Annotated in this window: 14 protein-coding genes; 11 read left to right on the top strand and 3 right to left on the bottom strand. The window is 44.8% G+C overall.

The window, feature by feature from the left end:
- Nucleotides 1-4: 4 nt before the first annotated feature.
- From AB4589_RS01755 to AB4589_RS01730, 6 genes are all read left to right on the top strand, one after another.
- The gene (locus AB4589_RS01755) at nucleotides 5-967 is read left to right on the top strand and encodes a DUF58 domain-containing protein (protein WP_372099152.1); all 963 of its coding nucleotides are present in this window, start codon (nucleotides 5-7) and stop codon (nucleotides 965-967) included.
- Nucleotides 968-1,528: a DUF4381 domain-containing protein gene (locus AB4589_RS01750; protein ID WP_372099151.1), complete on the top strand. Its 561-nt coding sequence runs from the start codon at nucleotides 968-970 to the stop codon at nucleotides 1,526-1,528.
- On the top strand, nucleotides 1,521-2,600 hold the full coding sequence (locus AB4589_RS01745; protein ID WP_372099150.1) for a VWA domain-containing protein: 1,080 nt from the start codon (nucleotides 1,521-1,523) through the stop codon (nucleotides 2,598-2,600). The genes AB4589_RS01750 and AB4589_RS01745 overlap by 8 nt, the downstream gene beginning before the upstream one ends.
- On the top strand, nucleotides 2,593-4,317 hold the full coding sequence (locus AB4589_RS01740; protein WP_372099149.1) for a VWA domain-containing protein: 1,725 nt from the start codon (nucleotides 2,593-2,595) through the stop codon (nucleotides 4,315-4,317). The genes AB4589_RS01745 and AB4589_RS01740 overlap by 8 nt, the downstream gene beginning before the upstream one ends.
- Complete coding sequence (locus AB4589_RS01735) at nucleotides 4,314-5,678, top strand: BatD family protein (RefSeq protein WP_372099148.1); 1,365 nt, start codon at nucleotides 4,314-4,316, stop codon at nucleotides 5,676-5,678. The genes AB4589_RS01740 and AB4589_RS01735 overlap by 4 nt, the downstream gene beginning before the upstream one ends.
- A 78-nt stretch (nucleotides 5,679-5,756) precedes the next feature.
- Nucleotides 5,757-6,662 (top strand): LysR family transcriptional regulator, encoded by a 906-nt coding sequence (locus AB4589_RS01730; protein ID WP_009844964.1) that lies wholly within the window; start codon nucleotides 5,757-5,759, stop codon nucleotides 6,660-6,662.
- Nucleotides 6,663-6,858: 196 nt separating this feature from the next.
- Here AB4589_RS01730 and AB4589_RS01725 read toward each other — a convergent pair whose 3' ends face one another.
- Complete coding sequence (locus tag AB4589_RS01725) at nucleotides 6,859-8,541, bottom strand: alkaline phosphatase family protein (RefSeq protein ID WP_372099147.1); 1,683 nt, start codon at nucleotides 8,539-8,541, stop codon at nucleotides 6,859-6,861.
- Nucleotides 8,542-8,720: 179 nt separating this feature from the next.
- Nucleotides 8,721-9,509: an SUMF1/EgtB/PvdO family nonheme iron enzyme gene (locus AB4589_RS01720; RefSeq protein ID WP_102249227.1), complete on the bottom strand. Its 789-nt coding sequence runs from the start codon at nucleotides 9,507-9,509 to the stop codon at nucleotides 8,721-8,723.
- 136 nt (nucleotides 9,510-9,645) lie between these two features.
- Between AB4589_RS01720 and AB4589_RS01715 the strand changes: the two genes are divergently transcribed.
- Both AB4589_RS01715 and AB4589_RS01710 read left to right on the top strand, forming a co-directional pair.
- Entirely contained in the window at nucleotides 9,646-10,977 is a 1,332-nt protein-coding gene (locus AB4589_RS01715; protein WP_371694486.1) for an anaerobic sulfatase maturase, read from the top strand.
- Nucleotides 10,978-11,063: 86 nt separating this feature from the next.
- Nucleotides 11,064-12,158, top strand: coding sequence for a hypothetical protein (locus AB4589_RS01710; protein ID WP_372099146.1), 1,095 nt, complete (start codon nucleotides 11,064-11,066; stop codon nucleotides 12,156-12,158).
- Nucleotides 12,159-12,320: 162 nt separating this feature from the next.
- Here the strand turns inward: AB4589_RS01710 and ggt are convergent, their stop codons facing one another.
- A complete protein-coding gene (gene ggt, locus AB4589_RS01705) occupies nucleotides 12,321-14,051 on the bottom strand; it encodes a gamma-glutamyltransferase (protein WP_372099145.1) in 1,731 nt (576 codons plus the stop codon).
- A gap of 621 nt (nucleotides 14,052-14,672) precedes the next feature.
- On the opposite strand from ggt, the gene AB4589_RS01700 reads away from it, so the two are divergent.
- The 3 genes from AB4589_RS01700 (at nucleotide 14,673) to AB4589_RS01690 (ending at nucleotide 17,830) form a co-directional block, all read left to right on the top strand.
- The gene (locus AB4589_RS01700; protein ID WP_372099162.1) at nucleotides 14,673-16,139 is read left to right on the top strand and encodes a methyl-accepting chemotaxis protein; all 1,467 of its coding nucleotides are present in this window, start codon (nucleotides 14,673-14,675) and stop codon (nucleotides 16,137-16,139) included.
- Nucleotides 16,140-16,270: 131 nt separating this feature from the next.
- Nucleotides 16,271-17,410, top strand: coding sequence for a hypothetical protein (locus tag AB4589_RS01695; RefSeq protein WP_102566602.1), 1,140 nt, complete (start codon nucleotides 16,271-16,273; stop codon nucleotides 17,408-17,410).
- Nucleotides 17,411-17,419: 9 nt separating this feature from the next.
- A complete protein-coding gene (locus AB4589_RS01690; RefSeq protein WP_017094536.1) occupies nucleotides 17,420-17,830 on the top strand; it encodes a phosphate ABC transporter substrate-binding protein in 411 nt (136 codons plus the stop codon).
- Nucleotides 17,831-17,861 lie beyond the last annotated feature (31 nt).

Genomic DNA, 17,861 nt, shown 5'->3' with positions numbered 1-17,861 from the left:
CGTCATGGCGAAGCCAACACAAGCTCCCAAACCGCAAGGCCTTGATCCACGTTTGTACTGTGATTATTCAAGGTTAGTGCGAATACAGGCTCAAGCTGAGTCGTTTTCTCTACTGCCTCATCTAAAGGCGGGCAGTGTGCTGTCGGGCAGACATAACTCTTTGTTCCGTGGTCGTGGTTTGAATTTTGAGGAGTTACGACACTACCAATTGGGTGATGATATCCGTAATCTCGATTGGAAAGTCACCATGCGAACGGGGAAGCCGCATGTTCGCAGTTACACCGAAGAGAAAGACCGTAATGTGATGATCTGTGTCGATCAGCGCAGTTCGATGTTTTTTGCTTCTCAAAACACCATGAAATCCGTTGTGGCTGCCGAAGTGGCGGCACTGTGTGGGTGGCGAGTGCTAAAAGATGGTGACCGTGTCGGCTTCGTTTTGGTCTCACACCAAAAACTCTTCCACACCAAAGCACAGCGTTCACAGTCTGATTTACTGGCTCAGTTAAAGCACCTTACTAAAGCAAATCAAAGCTTAGACGTGAGTGTGAGTGACAGCGAAGGAGTCGGGTTCAGTCAATGGATTGAACTGATAAAACGAATGAGATTAAAGCAGTCGACCCTGATCTTTATTAGCGATTGGCGCGACTGCCAAGAACAACATCTAGACCGACTCAAACAACTGCAACAACACAATGATATCTTAGCCATTATGGTAACCGATCCATTAGAGCAATCATTGCCTCAAGATTTAGCAAGCGCAAATTGGGTGGTGGGTGATGGTCGCTTTCAACTTAATCTGGATAGCCAATCCAAGGTTAACCTCGCAAGTGAAAGCCTTGCCCAAAAAGCAGCGCTCCAGAAACAGTCCCTTGCTAAATTGATGGCGATGAAAAACCTTCCTTATATCGAATTAGACACTTCGGGCAATCACATATCACAGCTGCAAAAGCTAGTGGGAGGGCGCTAGATGGCCGTTGAACATACGCCTCCAAGTACTTATATCCTTCGCGACCTACATGATGTCGCCATTCCCGAGAGCGTGAGCTGGATACCGCAAACCATTGGTTGGAAGACCCTCGGCGTTATTCTGTTATTGGTCGCTATCTATCTGGCTTATCGTTTGGCGCAGAGATGGTGGAATAACCGTTATCGTAAAGAAGCGCTTCAAGAGCTCATGGTATTGGATGCACGAGACAAGAACTCAACCGAACGAACCTTCAAGGTACTGAAAGTGGTGCTTCGCTACCTAGACAGCAGCAATGCTAAGTTGTTTGGTCAAGCTTATGTGGACCGTTTGAACGCTTACCTGCCTGTTAGTGCTAACACCTGTGAAAACAGCAATGCGTTCTTTGCCGATGAAGTTTCGGAATTATGGATGCAGAACCTAATTGACCCTAATGTTCGTTTGAGCTTTGAACAACGTTTAGAAGTGATTCAAACCGCGATGATGTGGCTAAAACTTCATAAACCAGATCTACAAGCGAAACCGGATGTACAAGCAAAACCAGAGGGGCAAGACAATGTTTGATGTTTTATCTTCCAGCTTTGAATTTGCGCATCCGCTGTGGTTTATTGCGATACCTCTGCCTTTGTTGGTCTACTTCGCTGTGCCAGCTTATCGAACCAAGCAAATGGCCATCAAGGTGCCATTTTTCAGTGAATTGGTTGAAGCTATTGGTGAAGCGCCGTCTGAAGGGGCAAGCCAGCTAACACCAAGCTGGTGGCAACGAACCACGCTCATTATTACTTGGGCATTAGTGGTGTGTGCGCTCGCTAAACCAACCATTCTTGGTGAGCCGCAAGTTCGCGAACAATTAGGTCGTGATGTGATGGTAGTGGTCGATTTATCTGGCTCAATGGCAGAACAAGACTTTACCTCTAAGCGGGGCGATAAAATATCTCGTTTGGACGCGACCAAAGAAGTGTTGGCTGATTTTGCGACTACCCGAAAAGGGGACCGACTCGGTTTGATTCTTTTTGGTGATGCAGCGTTTGTACAAACACCGTTTACAGCTGACCAAGATGTGTGGCTTGAACTGCTTAATCAAACCGATGTGGCGATGGCAGGACAAAGCACGCACTTAGGTGATGCGATTGGCTTGGCGATTAAGGTGTTTGAACAAAGCGAAAAGCAGAGTGCTGCGGTTCAAGATTCAAGTATTGATGCGAACGTGAAAGAGAAAGTTGTGATTGTGCTAACTGATGGCAATGACACCGGAAGCTTTGTTGAGCCTATCGATGCCGCAAAAGTTGCTAAGGCTAAGGGCGTTCGAATTCACGTTATTGCGATGGGCGATCCGCAAACCGTTGGTGAAGTGGCTCTGGATATGGAAACCATCAAGCGAGTGGCTCAAGAGTCTGGTGGCGAAGCCTTTGAGGCGCTTAACCGCGACGAACTGACCAAAGCCTACGCTCAAATCGGTGAACTAGAACCACAGTTATATGAAAGTACCACTTATCGTCCTAAACAGGGGTTACATCATTACTTGATGGCCATTGTTGTTGTGATGTATTTGACTGCGTTTAGCTTGGCGACAATCCGTAGAAGATCGCTTTTGGTTTCTTCAAAGAAAAATTTGAAAGGAGAGAATGATGCCTGATTCTCTCACTCTGCAACAGTTCTTTACCCAGTTTCATTTTATCCGACCTTTGTGGTTGTTGGCCTTTATTCCGATGTTCTTCCTGTTATGGGTTCGTTGGAGAGAAGAGACCAAACCAACGTGGAAAGACATTCTACCTGCACACTTACGTGATGCATTGACCATTGGTGAAACAGGCTGGCGTAGGCAGCTGCCATTGAAGCTATTGGTGGTGATTGTAACTATCGCCATCATTATCTGTTCTGGCCCAACATGGCAACGTGAGGCTTCGCCTTTTGGTGAAGACAAAGCGTCGATGTTGGTTGTGCTTGATAACAGTGAATCTATGCTCGCTAAAGACTTACCACCGAGTCGCTTGGAACGATCTAAGCAGAAGATTAGAGACTTATTAGCAGCTCGGAAAGGCGGTAATACGGGCTTAGTTGTTTACGCAGGCAGCGCACACGTCGCGATGCCCGTTACTCAAGACAGCAAGGTATTCGAACCGTTTCTAGCGGCTATCACACCCGATATCATGCCGGTATCAGGTAAGTCAGCAGAAGAAGCACTGCCATTGATTAATCAACAACTGTCTGGTGAGTTAGGCTCTTCTGTACTGCTGGTATCAGATGGTGTCAACCCAAGCACCATTAGGGCGTACGAGAGTTTCTTTAACGACAATCCGTATCAGTTGCTCATTCTCGCCGCAGGAAACAGTAATGTGGTGAGCGATAACCCAGTCGACCTAGATTCACTGCGTAACTTAGCGAGTAAGACGGGTGGACGAGTGGTTGAGGTGACCGTTGATGATTCGGATATCCAACAACTGAACAGAGCGGTTGAAAGAAACATGCAGCTCAACGGCGAATCTTCAATGCCTTGGAAAGACATGGGCTATGGCTTGCTTATCCCAATGGCGATTATCATGTTGTTGTGGTTCAGAAAAGGATGGCTGGTGCAGTGGTGTGTCGTTGGTCTAGTGATTTCGGGCAGCATCTATTCACCAAGCACTTTTGCGAAAACAGTCAACTTAACTGCTGAGAAACCCGTTGTGGTGGAGTCGGTTACGGCTTGGGACAAAACAGCTCAATGGTGGTGGGACTTATGGTTAACGCCCGATCAGCAAGGTCAACGCCTGTTGAATCAGAAAGAATATCTTCAAGCTGCCAAACATTTTACTGACCCAATGCGAAAGGGCGCGGCTTATTACTATGCTCGTGATTTTAAGCTCGCTCACAGTGCATTCCTGCAAACCAAAACTGACCTTGGTTTATACAACGCGGCGAGTGCGTTAGCCAGACAGCGTGAATATCTTGCGGCGCGAGACCTTTTGAAATTATTAAGCGAGAAAGAGGATCTGTCACCAGAACTAAGAACGGATGTGGAAAACAATCTTGCTGTGCTTAGTGGGATTGTCGAAGAGGTTAACCGAACCAGTGAAAGTCAGTCCGGGACCACAGATGGCCCTGAAGAGTCTTTAGAACTCGAAGACGATCAGCCGCGAACGGGTGATGGCGCTGAAGAAGAAACGGTAGCGGAATTGATGCTCAAGGAAACGCTTAATGCCAATGAAATTTTGGGTAGCCAAGAGCTTGCCGATAAGTGGTTAAAACGAGTCGAAGCGGACCCTAAGTTCTTCTTAAAGTCCAAGTTCCAAATTCAATTAAGAGATCCTGCCCCTTCGATCGAGCAGATGCGAAAACAAGAACAGACGGCAAAACAGGAGCAAATACAATGAGTCGATATGATTTAGCTCTTGAAATGGTTCAAACAAAGGTAGGGTGCTCAGAGTCCTTTAAACTAACCAAGACCTTGCTTGTGTCGATGGTTCTATTGATTAGCACTGTTTTCCCTACACTTGCTTCTGAGACGGATATCTATGATCTGCAGAAGAGTGGTGATGTTGAACTGATCGCTTGGGTTGGAGAAAAACCGAAGTCAGGCGATAAGATAACGCCAGCGAAAGTCAGCGTTAATGAGCAAGTGATTCTGAATATTGAGGTGGCGACCCCTCGCTGGCTAACGGGTGGTACGCGAATTGGCAGCATCGAAATCCCGAATGTTATTGCTAAGCAGCGCAACCAACTCGCGACGAACTACACAGAGCGAGTGGGTGGCACAACATGGTCACGTCAACGTTGGGAAGTGACGCTTTATCCGATGACTTCTGGCGAGTTTGTGATTCCTACAGTGCCTGTTCGTATTCAAGTGTCAGCTCCTGATGGGTCAAACGTTGGTGGCACGCTTTATACGCAGCCGATTAAGTTTGAAGCCTCATTACCGTCTGGTTTGTTAAGCGATGAATCGCCTTGGTTTTCAGCGACAGACGTGGATGTTGAGCAGCAATGGCAACGTTCGAACGAAGACTTAAAAGTGGGTGATGCGGTTACTCGAACCGTGACGATCAAAGCGAAAGACAGTTTGTCGGTGTTACTTCCCAATGTGTTGACCAATGAATCGACACAGCAATATCAAGCTTACCCGCAACCTAATCGTTTAGATGACACACAAGAACGTGGTGATTATCGCTCAAGCCGAGTTGAAGAGACGGTATATGTTATTCAGCAGGGTGGTGAATTTACGTTGCCAGAGTTTTCATTTCAGTGGTGGGACAGCAAAAATCAACGGCTTGAAAACGTGGTGATAAAAGGAGAAGTATTTGAAGCCAAACACACAGTCCAATCTTTCATCAAAGCCTACATGTCGGTGTTTATTACTGTTGGTTTGGCGTTATTAGTCTGCATTGCGTTGATTGTTTCCGTTAAGCGTTACTACGCAAATCGTCCAACACCAAGTTGGTTGGTATTACGTCGTTTACTCAAGCAAGGTAATTGGCCTGCATTGAGAACCTTTATCTATCGTCAATTAAGAAACCAAACCTCTCAGCTAGAGCTGGATAAAGCGAACGAACAAAAGCGTTGGATAGAAGACAGTGAATCCCTCCAACAAGGGCGAGAAGACAAAAACGTATTTACTCGTTTGTGGAGAGGGTTACGTAACTTACCCAATGACACATCAAACTCAAGCAATTCTCGTTCAATTTTCGACCGCTTGAAAATCCCTAAAGCCTTGCCAAACTTAAAAGATAGAACTAAGTAGCAAACTTTAGTTATTCGCATCGAACAAAATCGGCAGGCTCTCTACTATAGGGGACCTGCTTCTTTAATATGGAACTGTATGAAAAGCACCGAACTCAATTTAATTCCTATATTTGTTGCTATCTATGAAGAGCAGAACTTATCTAGGGCTGCTAATCGCATGGATATAAGCCAACCTGCTGTGAGCAAAGCGCTTGCACGGTTGCGAGATATCTATGACGAGCCACTGTTTCACCGTACCACATCAGGCGTAGAGCCAACCACATTCGCTATTGATATCTATCCGGCAATGGCCGCTGCGCTTAAAAATTTCACTTCTACCTTATCCGCATCAAGAGATTTCGACCCCAAAACTTCAGGGCGCGTGTATTCAATTGCCTGCGTCTCGGCGGCGAGCTACGAAATGATGCCAAGAGTGATGCAGTTAATCAGCCAAGTTGCACCTGGTATCGCGTTAGAAGTTCACCCTCTATTTACGGAAGATTACGAGTCTGATTTAAGGCTTCAAAGACACGATGTTATTATCGATATGACACCTAAAGGAAGAACCATGCTCAAGCATGAGGTGATCTCTAAAGAGGAACTGGTGGTGGTGTGCCGCAAAGACCATCCTACGATTGGTGATACGATCGATATGGAGCAGTTCCTATCAGTTGAGCATGTGGTTGTATCTCGTTGGCATGCACGTAAAAGCTTATTGAGTTCTGAACACTACAGTGACCTTGAAAAGCGCAGAATAGTCTATCGCGCTGCGGGTGTTGTTGAGATGCTGCCAGTTATTGAGGGCTCTGATTACATCGGAGTGTTACCTATGTCATCGGTGCGTTGTTTTTCTGAAAAGTACTCGGTTAAAACACTACCACTACCATTCGAATTGGAAGACCTCGATATGTGTATGATTTGGCACCCGAGTCGCACTAATGAACCTAGCCACAAGTGGTTGCGGGCTAAGATCAAAGCGGCAGCAAAAGACATATCAAGTTAGCCTTTGAAGGGAGTTTAATGGAAAATGTTTGTGCGAATAGCCGTTATTCCTAGCACTGACATACGTTGATTGCCTAACAACAGGCAATCAAAAAGAGCCGCTTATCTGTTTTGACTGAGTCAGTCTGAATTGATAAGTGGCTCTTTTACTTGGTGTGGGTTTCGACATTAAAACTAAGAAACCTTAATGACGTCTATTATTCGGTAATTTCTTGCAGCACCTCTCCAATTGATCCACTTGGTTGGGTTATCCCTAGTTTGTTCGAAAGTGTTGGCGCGATGTCGTATGGCGTGATTGCCCGCGAGATCTTCTGAGCTTCAACGTCGTAGCCTGCGAAGATTACAGGCACATGCGTATCGTACTTCCATGGCGAGCCATGTGTAGAGGCTATTTGAAGGCCTTCCATGTCGTTAATGTAACTACGCGGTGCAAATACCACATACACATCGCCAGAACGAGCTGGGTGGTAGTTGTTCTTAATGAGCTGCATTACATGAGTATCAGGTACTCGGTTTGCCGCGATATCACTGCTTGATACGGCAAACGCCACTCCCTTCACTTTCGCTATTTCATCGGCGATCGCTTCCTGTACTTTAGCTAGGTCAAGTTTCTTCTCTGCGATTAAATCGTGATTCAGATAAATATAAGGCTGTGCGTACAAGCGTATTGCGTCTTTGGATAAACCAAACTCATCCTTCAACCTTTGCTCTACGCCACTCGAGAGCAGTGTGTCTTTATTGAAGTATTGAGCTTGATTGAAGCCAAGCGCATTTGCCGCAGGTGAAGATTCAGGTACACCGTGGTCGGCAGACAACACAATTAGTGTATTCTTTAGTCCGACTTGGTGATCAACGGTTTTAAGAAGCTTGGCGATCGTCTTATCGAGTCGAATTAGGTTGTCTTCTGTCTCTAGGCTTTCAGGGCCGTATAAGTGCACCACGTAGTCGTTTGATGAAAAACTTACAGACAGGTAATCGGTCACGTCACCTTGACCTAGCTTCTCTTGCATCAACAGTGTGCTTGCAAAGTTTTCTGTGATTTCATCGCCAGCCGGGCTAACGGTTAGCGTTGTGCTGTAGTACTTGTAACTCGCGGGGCCATAAGGGTGAGGGAAGGTGCGTTGGAAATCACCGAGTTTCACTTTGTGTTCGGTATCGTGCTCTTGCAGCGTGTAGTTTTCACGTGGTAATGAGAGCTCCCATTTCTGTTTCGAGTACTCTGCAGCAATCGCTTTCTCGTTCCAACGTGATACCCAATCTGGATACTCGTCGTAGTAATAGTTGCTGGTGACAAACTCAGATTGCGCTTTGGAGAACCAGAAGGCTTTACCACTGTGTCCCGCCAATGAGATTGCGCCGCGGTCTTTCACGGATACACCGAACACTTTTGATTTGCCACTATTGGAAATTGTCAGCTCGTCACCAAACGTGGTGGCAAGTATAGGCTCTGGAGATCGCCCATCACCTTGTGCTGTCTTCTGAGTTGGGTCGATCTCAGTTGCTTTATCGACACCCGCACCAGAGGTCAACATTTTGTAGTTACCGTCTTCTACGTTATACACCAAACGTTCTTCGCTACGGTCATACCAAACGTTACCTACCATGCCGTGTACGCTCGGTGGAGCGCCGGTTGCAAGCGACACATGGCCCACGATCGTTTCCGTGTTGCCATGTTGATAGTTCGCGTTGGTGTAGTAAGTACCGTCATCCATTAAGTACCGGAAACCACCTTCACCGAAGTTGTGCTTATATCGTTCGATAAGATCTGCGCGCAGGCCATCTACCGTGATTTGAAGGACTAGATTTGGCTTCTCTGCTGCTGAGACAGGGAAGGCACAGAGTAACGCGAGTGTAAGTCCTGAAAGCTTGGTGTATTGCATAGAAGTTCCTTATTCAGCGTTGCCGCAGAGTTCTAACGTTTGGTCAGATTTCTAACGTGTGTCAAATTTCTAATGTGTGTATAGTGCAAGTCGTATTTTAGTATCGCTTGTGAAGATTGTTGATTCATAACCGTTGGCACCTTTAGTTAGTTCATTCTTTAACTAGCTCACAGCTTTAGCTAGTTCGTATCCTTAACTAAACGCAGGCCCATATCTGACATAGTGATCGATTGGCTTGCGAAGTCGCGACGGTAACTTTCAGATTCGTTTTCGTCATAAGCAAAGCTGCCACCGCGAACCGATTTATGTGATAAACCAACGTCGCTGTGTTTTGCGTTGTTAGGATTGTCTGTTGGACCGAATCGGTAGAAGGTGTCATCGAAGGCATCAATCACAAACTCACCCACGTTTCCGGTCATGTCATATAAGCCTAGTTCATTTGGCTTCTTTAGCCCGACTGGATGTGCGCTATTTTTAGAATTTGCTGAGTACCACGCAACATCATCTAAGTTATTGGAACCACTGTAAGTATAGCCTTTGCTCTTGTTGCCACCTTTCGCTGCAAATTCCCATTCAGCTTCAGTCGGCAGACGGTATTCTTCACCTGTAAGTTCGTTCAATTGTTCAACGAAGTAGTTCGCCTGTTGCCAACTTAAGTTATTGACCGGAACTTGTGGGTTTTGGAAATAACTGAGAGATGAACCCATCACCGATTCGAACAATTCTTGAGTCACCTCAAACTTCGCAATGTAGAAACTATCTACAGTTATATCTCGCGCTGGTTGTTCTGCTTTGGTCGCTTCAGGATCGTTCGAACCCATGGTGAATGTACCACCTTCAACTAGCACCATCTCTTGGTCGATTTGTTGGGCGATAGGGTGTGTAGGCACGCTCGCACAGCCGCTTAGGAAAATAGTCATGGTGACGCTGCTGATCGCCGCTAATTGTTTGTAATTGAAAAATTTCATCACGTGCCTCGAATGTTCGAAATAGAGGGCAATTTTAACGTTTAAGGTCATTCCTATTGGTTATAAAGGGTATAACATGCCACTGATTGAAATAGGCATTATGATGGCTACAGACACTAAGATAGGTAGATAAATCATGCACATTACTCAAGGTCCACAATACAATGGTAAAGCGTCTAAACGCTTGCATGTTATGGCTAAGCCAATTGGCGCAGCGTGCAACATCGACTGTAAATATTGTTATTACCTAAGTAAGCAAGATTTGTTGGAGTACAAGAAAGGCAGTTCTCCGAGAATGGATGATGAGACACTAGAAACCTACATCCGACAATATATCGAAGGTCAAAACACGCCTGAAATTATCTTCTCATGGCAGGGCGGCGAGCCAACTATGCTGGGTTTAGCGTACTTTGAAAGAGTGGTTGAGCTACAAAAAAAGTACCAGCCTGAAGGTGTGTTGATTTCTAATGACCTACAAACCAACGGCACACTGCTCAATGACGATTGGGGCCGATTCTTAGCAAAGAATAACTTCCTGATCGGCTTGAGTATTGATGGTCCTGAAATGCTGCACAATGCCTATCGTGTTAACAGAGCAGGCCGTGGCACATTCAAACAAGTGATGGCGGCGGTTGAGTTGCTGCACAAACATCAAGTTAAATTTGCAACGTTGACTTGTGTGAATAACCTCACCAGTCAAAATGCACTTGAGGTGTATCGCTTCTTACGTGATGTGGTGAAGTCACCGCAAATGCAGTTTATTCCTATCGTTGAACAGAAAACCTTTAGAACGGTTGCGCCACAAACATCCCAAGTGAGTGAGCAGCTAAAACAAGGCGACAAACGCCTGATCCCCGGCCATAAAGATTCGATCATGGAATCGTGGTGTGTGTCGGACTTGGCTTGGGGTAACTTCCTGATCTCTGTGTTTGATGAGTGGGCGAAGAACGACATCGGTAAAGTGTTCGTTCAGTATTTTGAAGCGAGCTTAGAAACGTGGATTGGTCGTCCGAATCCGCTTTGCACTCTGAATGAGATCTGCGGTAAAGGCCTAGCGATGGAGCCAAACGGTGATGTGTTCTCTTGTGACCACTACGTTTACCCTGAATACAAAATTGGCAATATCCACCACGAGAAGCTTGATGATTTGGCGTACAGCGCACCACAGCAAAAGTTTGGTTTTGCTAAATCACGCACAATGACCAGTCAATGTCAGCAGTGTGAGTACAAGTTTGCTTGTCATGGTGAATGTCCGAAAAACCGCTTTATCAAAACTCGCGCAGGTGAACCGGGCTTGAACTACTTATGTGCTGGTTGGCACAAGTTCTTTTCTCATGTCGACAAGTCGATGGCTTATATCGCTCGTGCGATGGGGCACTCAGTGGCTCATGGCAAATTCAGTGACTCGGTATTGATGGCGCATCGTGCAAAACAGGCGCAACAAGCTACGTTCGAGACCAAGTTTTAACTCGTTTTTTGGGTCAACGGCCCAAGATAAATTTAATCAGATACGAGTCTAAGGACAGGCTAAGTTCTCCAGTTTAAGGTAATACTATGATGAAGAAGAGTTTAGCGACGGCTGTTGCTCTATTAGTTTCAACGTCCGCATTGATATCAACGTCTGCATTGATATCAACGTCTGCATTGATTTCAACGTCAGCAATGGCTGCCAATAGCGTTCAACAAACCGTTGACGCGCCAGCACAAAATATCAATCAAGTGCTTGAAATGACGGACACACAAACCCGAATTCAACAGTTGTCTTACATGGCTCAAGATCAGAATCAATCCGTTGAAAATCGTACTGGTGCACTGCAAGAACTTGCTTCATACCCAAGCCAAAATGCGCTGGTGGCGGTTGCAAGAGGCTTAAAAGATCAAAACCCTGAAGTTCGTGAAGCGGCGGTTATCGGTTCTGAACCTTACCAACTGGAGCATCGTTGGGCGTTAGTTTCGCCTTTGCTGAGCGATACAGACTCTATGGTTCGTCATTCAGCAACATCGAACTTAGTTCGTGATTACAATACGTTAGATAAAGAACAGAAAGCACAAATCGAACAACCTGTCGCTGAGTTAATAACATTCTTGGAATCACAAGAATCTGAAAAGTTTCAATTGTTGTTCGCTGACGTGCTCCGTTGGCACAATGAATGGGATAAAGCGGAAACGATTTATCTTGAGTTGATTAATACTCACCAGAAAGACCCTCAAGTTTGGCTGAGCTACGCGGATAACTTCCGAGCTCTGAATAAAGATCAACAAGCGGTCGAGGTGTTGGATCGTGGTTTGAAGAACGTGCCGGACAATGCAGCGATGCACTATTCTAAATCATTAACTTTGGTTCGCCTTGAAGACAAGGCAGCAGCAGCCAAAGAGATTGAAGTAGCAGCAGAACTTGCAAAAGATAACAGCTACTACTGGTACTTGAATGGGGTACTACAAGAAGAGCTGGATATCGACAAATCGACTAAATCGTTCGAGAAGGCGTATTTGATCTCTGGTTCTCCGGAGCAGTTATACGCGGTATGTGATATTTACGTGCGATACGGCAACGACAAGACCGATGATTGCTTAAGTGAGCTAGGTAAAGTGGCTCCTGACTATGTTATTGAGCAGCTGAAAGAGAAGCGAGTAGCGCCAAGCTCATAATATTTGAATGAGTAAATAGATAAGCCGCTTATGAAAAGCCAGTCGAAATATTCGACTGGCTTTTTTGGATCTAGAGTTCTGCTTGGAATGTGGTTTTAAAGCAAGGCACAAGTTGGAAACATTTAAAGTGGGTGAGCTTATTCTCTCACCCCTTAAGTTAAATTATTCGCCCATTGAGGTGGATGCACGGCGTCTGTCTGTCGCGCCATGGATCTTGCCATCTTTGATTTCAATGGCGTTCAAACCGCTGACCACTGGAATGACATGTACTGGGTAACCGAGCTGCATAAATTCTGGAACCAACATTTCAGCGTAAGTCTTCTTCTCGACCAATAAACCCGTTGGGTCATAAGGTTTGGTGCGATCTATCTTGGTGCCGTATTGGATGTTTGGAAGGTCAATTGCTTCCTGCGCAGACAGATCCCAATCTAAAACACCAACCACGGTTTTTAACACATACCCCGGAATTTGTGAGCTACCAGGAGAACCAACCACTAAACGCAGGTCGTCTTTTTTATCCATAACCATTAACGGGGTGATCGCGGAACGAGGTCGCTTACCTGCTTCAATAGAGTTTTGAGTCGGTTTACCGTTTATGGTGGGTTTGGTGGAGAAGTTTGCCATTTGTGCGTTAAGAATCACACCATCGACCATTACCCCTGATCCCATACCTGTTCCGACGGTGCTGGTCATTGCAATGGCATTACCGTCTTTGTCGATGATGGATATGTGCCCGGTATCTTGGCTCTCAAAACCTTGATACTGAGCGTAATCAGTATCGGTTAGCTTGCCTGCTTTTGGCTTTGTTTTCGCAATACCAGTCTCTGGAATGAGCTTACGTCGCTCGTCGATGTAGGCTTTGTCGAGTAGGGCAGCAACTGGCGCTTCGATGTAATCTGGATCACCCGCATAAGCGATGCGATCGGCTTTGGCGATTCTCATGGCTTCGGTCATCAAGCGCCAAGGTTCAACATCAGTTTTAGACATGTCGGCTAAGTCATAGGCTTCGAGCATTTCAAGGCTTTGAGCAACCATCACGCCACCAGAGGCTGGATAACCGAACGAGACAATCTTGTTGCCTCGGTAGTCGCTTTCAATAACCTCACGCTGTTTGACTTGGTATTGTGCAAAATCTTCAATAGAGAGCTTTGCGTGGTCGGCATCGATTCTGTTGTTCACAGTTTCAACGATGTGCTTACCAAACTCGCCACCATAAAGGTACTTATCGCCTTGTTGAGCAATGTTGCTAAGAGTGTCAGCAAGCTTTGGGTTCTTCATCAATGTACCGGTTGGTTTGATTTGGTCGTCACTCCAATACAGGGCTTCGATTTCTGGATCTTCAATCAATCGTTCTTGTTCACGAACCACGATGTCGTAGGTGTAGCTGTTCATCGCGTAACCCTTGCTTGCCAGTTCAATCGCGGGTTGAACAAGCTCAGACCATGGTAGCTTTCCGTATTGTTGATGAGTGCTATAGAGCAAACGAAGCGTGCCGGGAACGGCTACAGATCTTGGTCCTAAAATCTCATTTCGACTGAGTGCTTCTCCATTTTCAATGAACATGTCTGGAGTGGCACTTGACGGGGCTTCATCACGCCCATCCAGTGCGAGAAATTGATCTTTGTCTTTTTGATAAAACAACGCAAAAGTACCACCGCCAATCCCAGTCATATCCGGTTCAACCACCGACATTGTCATCTGCATCGCCACCATCGCATCGACCGCATTACCGCCTTGCTTAAGTACCGAATACCCGGTGCTGCTTACGTATGGATTCGTTGCACTTACCATAAACTCTTCGCCAGTTTCGTCTGGCGTAATTGGAAAAGGATTTGGCTCAGCCGCGAAACCGACCGCTGAAACCAAACTTAAAGATAAAGTCGCTATTCGCATGCGTTCTCCGTTTAAGGTATCTGTTTATTCGCTCTTAGGTTGACTGGATAAAGGCGGTGAAGTTCGTGAGTTTGCAGCCTTCTTACACAATGCTGACGCTGCTGACAGAACCATTAAATAGTAGAGAATTTTGTGGTTCAAATTTATTACGAAGCTAAATGTAAGAGGAAACTTGGGTTCTTAATATTGACTTAACTATCGTGAAATCCCCACTTATGAATAACTAAAGCGAGTTTGGAACATGATGAATTTCAGTCTTATGGTGAGGTGTTCAGCTTGATGTTGAGTTCCTTTTTAACAAAGAACTCAATTATACCCGCTGATTTATATGGTTATTCTCGTTTATATGATGATTTGTAAATAGTATTAACATTTCTGTCACTATTTTCGTTGTAACAGATTGATATACTGGTCAGATCTGTTATTGTTCAAAATACATGTGCGGTTCACCATACTGTTTAGCAAAGGGAGTTTATGTTTACACTATCGATTAAAAATAGGATTTTGGCTTTATGTTTAGTGTCGCTAGTAGGATTTACTAGTATTCTATTTGTCGGAGGGGATACGTTAACCAGTAACACCCAGCAGGTTAATCGAATTGACCAAGTTACTTATCCGGTTATGAATGCGGCTTCATTGAATAGTGTATTAATTTCTCAATTAGCTGAGCGCTTTAATTTGGCAGTGATTCTAGGCGATGAAGAGATTTTGGAGATGAACAAGCAAACTCTCGCTGAGATTCAAAATAACTTCAACATTCAAACCTCTCTCGATCCTTCGTTACAGAGCTCATCTGCACTTCTGAAAAATAAAACCAATCAATATTTTGAGTTAGCTTACCGAATTGCTCAAGGCATGATAGATGAAGAGATCAGCCTTAGTGAAGCCGGGCGTCTTGCAAAACAGAGCACCGCAATCTTAGATGAGCTTACTTTGGGTATGCATGAGTTTTCTTTGGCTCGTCAATCAGAGTTTGAAAGCGCAGTGCAAGATTTAGAATCAAACAATAAAAAAGCTAACCAAATCATGAGCGTGTCCGGTGCTGTAGCCATGCTTGCGATGTGTATCTTTGGTTGGTTTGTGGTGAAAGGTATACGTAGAGATCTCGCGAATATCAGTGACAAAATGCGTGATATTGCTGAAGGAGATGGAGACTTAACGGTTCGTCTTCAGCATGAAAAAAATGACGAACTGAAACCTTTAGTAGAGTCGTTCAATAGCTTTGTCTCTCATTTACAGCAGAACGTCACACACACTATAGGTAACGTTACTCAGCTGGACACGATCTCTGGTTCACTTGTTAAATCAAGTCAAGTAACAAGTCAATTGTCGACTAAGCAGCACCTCTCTATTGAAGAAGTATCAAGCTCATTAAATCAGTTGTTTCTTGCCGCTAGAGAAATCGCTACGAACGCTAATGATGCTTCGACTTCAGCTTCCAGTGCGAGTGAGCAAGCAAGCTTAGGAGAACAGCAAGTCAAGAGTACGATTTTAGCCGTTCAAGAATTAACGCATGATGTAAGTAATGCATCGCTAGTGGTTAAACAGCTAAATGACAACACACAAAGTGCAGGCTCAATACTTGAGTCGATCAGTTCGATTGCAGAGCAAACCAACTTGCTTGCGCTCAATGCGGCAATTGAAGCTGCACGCGCTGGTGAACAAGGCCGTGGCTTCGCTGTCGTTGCTGATGAAGTAAGAACGTTAGCATCAAGAACTCAATCATCTACACAAGAAATTCAATCTGTACTCTTACAGTTACAAGACCAAGCAAAAACCGCGTCATCGATTATTTCTGATAGCGTAGTTAAAGCTGAAACTTGTGTTGAAAAATCAATTGTCGCGGAAAATTCTCTGCAGAAAATCACTTCAGATATTATCGAAATCAGTCAACGAAACGAAAGTATTGCCGCTGCGACTGAAGAGCAGGAGCAAACCTCAACTCGCATTGAAACTTTTGTCGAAGAAATTCGTAAGATGGCAGAAGGCACCAGTAACAGTGTTCAGCAAGTGGACGCCGTGGCGCAAGATATTCAAAAAGTGACTCGTAATCTTTCAACACTAACTGGCCACTTTAAAGTCAGTTAAGTTCCCTAGAATCATTCCCTCTTTCTTTTCGGCTATGCCTTAAGGAGGGCGGGAGTATGCCCCCAATATGGGCTGATTATACAAAAACAATTATATAAAAAACAAAAATCACATAACAATTGGAGTTAGTTATGAAGAAGACAGTGGTTGCTGCCCTAATAAGTATGGCGTTTGGAGCAAATGCTGCAAACATGGATGATCTTCGAATTAGTGGGTTTGGTTCTGTAGGCATCGGTAAGTCAGACAATGCGATAGGTTATGCGGGTTACACCGACGAAAAATTAGATTGGGAGCAAGAGACATTAGCAGGCTTACAATTTGATTTTCAAGTAAATGAGCGTGCTAAGTTCGTGACGCAAATCGTTGCAAACAGCCGTTATGATTATGAGCCAAAAATTGAAATGGCTTATGCCTCTTATGATTTTGAGGCCTTCACAGCTCGAGCAGGTAAGTTGCGTTTACCTTTGTTTTTCTACTCAGATTACACCGATCTTGGTTATGCATACCCTATGATCAGACCTTCTCAAGAATTGTATGAAAACATTGTTTTGAAGGGCTACACGGGTGCTGATTTATTGATTCCGATTGAACTTGAAGATTCAAGTATTCTTCTTCAGCCAGTGGTTGGTATCGGTACTATTGATGAAGATGATTCAATCGTTGGCGAAGTGAAATTGGACAAACTGTTTGGTATCAGTGCCAACTGGAACGTTGATGATTTTACTTTCCGTGGTTCGTACTTTGTTGCTGAGTCAAACCCTTCTTGTGATTTCCAAAATCCACTATCAAACCCTTACTGTCAGTTGGGTGCGATCTTAGATAGCCAAGATGGTCAGTTTATTTCTCTAGGCGCTCAATATGATAACGGTGATTTGCTAGTCAATGTAGAAGCCGCTGACGTTCAATTAGAAGGCCAATTTTATGATTATCAGTCGGTTTCTGGCTTAGTAGGTTACCGAATTAATGAGTTTACGCCTTATGTTTCTGTAAGCTGGGTTGAAACAACGGATAACGAAGAGCGTGAGGGTATGACCAGTACGGCCGTGAAGGAATCGATGAATTATGAACGTATTTCTTACTCTGTAGGTAGCCGTTGGGATTTCGCTAAGAACATGTCTTTAAAAGCGGATGTGACCTATGTCGATTACCGCGATACAAGTGGCGGTTTCCAAAGCAATGTTGAGACAACTGCGGATCCAAGAATTGCAACGGGTAACTACCTTGAAGACAGCTCTATTGTCTATTCAGCACGTCTTGATTTCGTATTCTAAGGAGGCAACATGAAAAGTTTACTGGCAGCAATAACCGTAGCGGTTCTTTCATTTAACGCTTCTGCTGGAATGGTAGTGATTGGTAACAATGCAGGTGTTGATTCTCTATCTAAATCTGACGTTAAAAAGTTATTCATGGGTAAGAAAAGCAAGCTATCGAATGGTACCAAAGCACAGATCATCGAGCTGGCCGATGGTTCTGAAGGTAGACTAGCTTTCCATGAGGTGGCGACGGGACGCAGCGAATCACAACTTCAATCAGCGTGGTCGCGACTTGTATTTACCGGTAAAGCTGAAGCGCCAATCCAGGTTGCAGACTACAACGAAGCAATCACTACGGTTGCTTCAAAAACCAACGCAATTGGTTATGTCGACGAAGCCGCTGTAACAGGTGACGTGAAAGTAATATTTAAATACTAAGCGCTGTTTGCTTACCAATATTAAAAAGCCC

Source organism: Vibrio sp. 10N.222.49.A3 (assembly GCF_041475145.1).
Classification (GTDB): Bacteria; Pseudomonadota; Gammaproteobacteria; order Enterobacterales; family Vibrionaceae; genus Vibrio; species Vibrio tasmaniensis_A.
This window is presented reverse-complemented; position numbering and strand designations above follow the sequence as displayed.

Coding starts and splice junctions, on each gene's coding strand:
- AB4589_RS01755 (WP_372099152.1), top strand. CDS start 5: ATGGCGAAGCCAACACAAGCTCCCAAACCGCAAGGCCTTGATCCACGT.
- AB4589_RS01750 (WP_372099151.1), top strand. CDS start 968: ATGGCCGTTGAACATACGCCTCCAAGTACTTATATCCTTCGCGACCTA.
- AB4589_RS01745 (WP_372099150.1), top strand. CDS start 1,521: ATGTTTGATGTTTTATCTTCCAGCTTTGAATTTGCGCATCCGCTGTGG.
- AB4589_RS01740 (WP_372099149.1), top strand. CDS start 2,593: ATGCCTGATTCTCTCACTCTGCAACAGTTCTTTACCCAGTTTCATTTT.
- AB4589_RS01735 (WP_372099148.1), top strand. CDS start 4,314: ATGAGTCGATATGATTTAGCTCTTGAAATGGTTCAAACAAAGGTAGGG.
- AB4589_RS01730 (WP_009844964.1), top strand. CDS start 5,757: ATGAAAAGCACCGAACTCAATTTAATTCCTATATTTGTTGCTATCTAT.
- AB4589_RS01725 (WP_372099147.1), bottom strand. CDS start 8,541: ATGCAATACACCAAGCTTTCAGGACTTACACTCGCGTTACTCTGTGCC.
- AB4589_RS01720 (WP_102249227.1), bottom strand. CDS start 9,509: ATGAAATTTTTCAATTACAAACAATTAGCGGCGATCAGCAGCGTCACC.
- AB4589_RS01715 (WP_371694486.1), top strand. CDS start 9,646: ATGCACATTACTCAAGGTCCACAATACAATGGTAAAGCGTCTAAACGC.
- AB4589_RS01710 (WP_372099146.1), top strand. CDS start 11,064: ATGATGAAGAAGAGTTTAGCGACGGCTGTTGCTCTATTAGTTTCAACG.
- ggt (WP_372099145.1), bottom strand. CDS start 14,051: ATGCGAATAGCGACTTTATCTTTAAGTTTGGTTTCAGCGGTCGGTTTC.
- AB4589_RS01700 (WP_372099162.1), top strand. CDS start 14,673: ATGAATGCGGCTTCATTGAATAGTGTATTAATTTCTCAATTAGCTGAG.
- AB4589_RS01695 (WP_102566602.1), top strand. CDS start 16,271: ATGAAGAAGACAGTGGTTGCTGCCCTAATAAGTATGGCGTTTGGAGCA.
- AB4589_RS01690 (WP_017094536.1), top strand. CDS start 17,420: ATGAAAAGTTTACTGGCAGCAATAACCGTAGCGGTTCTTTCATTTAAC.